Raw genomic sequence first — 1,864 nt, 5'->3', positions numbered from 1 at the left:
CCAACAGGTATGCTCATTAATTATACAAAGGTATTAGTTGGTAAACGCATGGCATTTACTGGTAAATTTTGTGTCACTCGGTGGTAAAAACTATGTCAGAGGTGGTACATTTCAGTGGCCGTAATCACCAAGTTTCGAAACGTGGTTGGCAGGAACAGAAGCGGAAATCGATGGTGAAAAAGTTATTGTTAAAGCTAGAAATGAATTTGAAGAAAATTGGATTGAGAATCGATATAAGGATCTAATCTTCAAGGCAGTAAAGGAAGTTATGGGGAAGAATTATGACATTCATGTTGTTACAAAAGATAAAGAAGTTGCAGAAAGTAAGCTATCATCGAGTTTATCTGAATATGAGGAATTAAAAGGACTGACGAGAGAAACAGCTAATCAAGTTACAGAACTAACTGAAATAAATAAGTTACAAGAAGCAAAGATTGAATCACTTGAAAGAAGGCTAAGTAAACTTGAAGGTGAGAAATAGCATAGAAATTAGGCTAATTACCTTTTATGGATTTGTTCATGAAATTGAAGTTTTATTGATCATTTATAATAAATTTTTGGCATCATTTGTGGCATCAATATGGCATTTAAACTATAAATAATTAATAAAATTCAGGAATAATCAATAGATAAAAGAATCCTATAAATCCATTGATATTTCAGGATTTATAGGAATTGTCGATAACTTATAAAAACTACAAAAACTTAACTTCTCGCCCTTGACAGGGTGGAGCTCGTTAGGTTTGAGTCCAAAGATCTGGATCATTTGTAGTTCTAGGTGAATACGCTATGTCTAGTTTGTTTAATTCCTTAAGCGCAACTATTATTCAAAATTGTCTTATTCATAATAAAGCGAAATATGTATATAAAGTGCTGTATACTGGTGATCACATTATATGAAGGAGGAAAAAACCATAGATATGGATGTAAGATTGTTTTGAAATGTATGTTGAGGAAACACAATAAAATAATTACTATTAATCTATTGCATTTTACTTTAGAATACATGTATAATATATATTATAAGATTCAAGTACAATTTTTTATAATAAAAATATTAATACATTAATGGAAGCACCATCATGTATTGATACCGTGACGGGTAATATGTCGCGCGTATCTTCATGATGGTGCTTTTTTTGTATAGAAAAGGAGGGCGTTTTAAATGGAAGAATACCATGAGATTTTGCTAAATAAAGTACTACAATTAAATACCTCAAACATATTTGGGGATGGAAATAACTTCCAGAAACCCGACGAGTTCGGAAGAACTCGTCAAACATTTGACACAGTAAAGGAACTTTTGACAAATAAGTGTATAAAATTGGTAAATGATGTTGAGGATAAGAATAGTAAAAACATCAATGTAATTGAGGAGTTGATTGCTATTCTTAATAACGCATTTAATCATTCGAGGGAAGTCCTCCTTTTAAAAGGAGATTCAAATGCCCACTTAAACTTGGGAGTAAAGGGTCAAAGGGAATTTCTACTAACAAAGTATCTATCAAATATAGAATCCAGGACTTTAAGAGATTTTATAAAACAGAAGAGAAAGTATGCACCATATCGTTTAATAAATCTTATAAACAGAGTAGCTGAGTTTGAAAATTTGGTCTCAAAGAATTTAAATAAGGCACCTTATAAACTTACTGATTCTGAACTAGCTGATGAGAAACTGATGAAAAGAATGGTAACCAGTGAGTTTTTTGCAAAGCAATTTAGCCACCTTTACAATTATGTCCGCCGCCAATTCTATTGGCGGCGGATTTTAACGTTTTAGGAAGAATTTGTGACGGTACAAATTGCTGATAATCTGCGACAATATACTAATGTTAATAATATCCTGACGGAGGGAAGGTATAAA

The 1,864-nt window shown here is 32.0% G+C and carries 1 protein-coding gene and 1 pseudogene; both read left to right on the top strand.

The annotated features are described in order from the left end of the window. Positions 1–136: 136 nt before the first annotated feature. Positions 137–481, top strand: a pseudogene (locus tag FCI53_RS21070) (DnaA N-terminal domain-containing protein); the annotation flags it as partial. Positions 482–1,165: 684 nt separating this feature from the next. Then, positions 1,166–1,780 (top strand): hypothetical protein, encoded by a 615-nt coding sequence (locus FCI53_RS21065; RefSeq protein ID WP_138420936.1) that lies wholly within the window; start codon positions 1,166–1,168, stop codon positions 1,778–1,780. The last annotated feature ends 84 nt before the right edge of the window (positions 1,781–1,864 follow it).

Source organism: Aquibacillus sediminis (assembly GCF_005870085.1).
In the GTDB taxonomy this organism is placed as follows: domain Bacteria; phylum Bacillota; class Bacilli; order Bacillales; family Amphibacillaceae; genus Aquibacillus_E; species Aquibacillus_E sediminis.
This window is presented reverse-complemented; position numbering and strand designations above follow the sequence as displayed.

What these genes read in the sequence shown, in the direction of transcription:
- FCI53_RS21065 (WP_138420936.1), top strand. Translation starts at nt 1,166, where the DNA reads ATGGAAGAATACCATGAGATTTTGCTAAATAAAGTACTACAATTAAAT.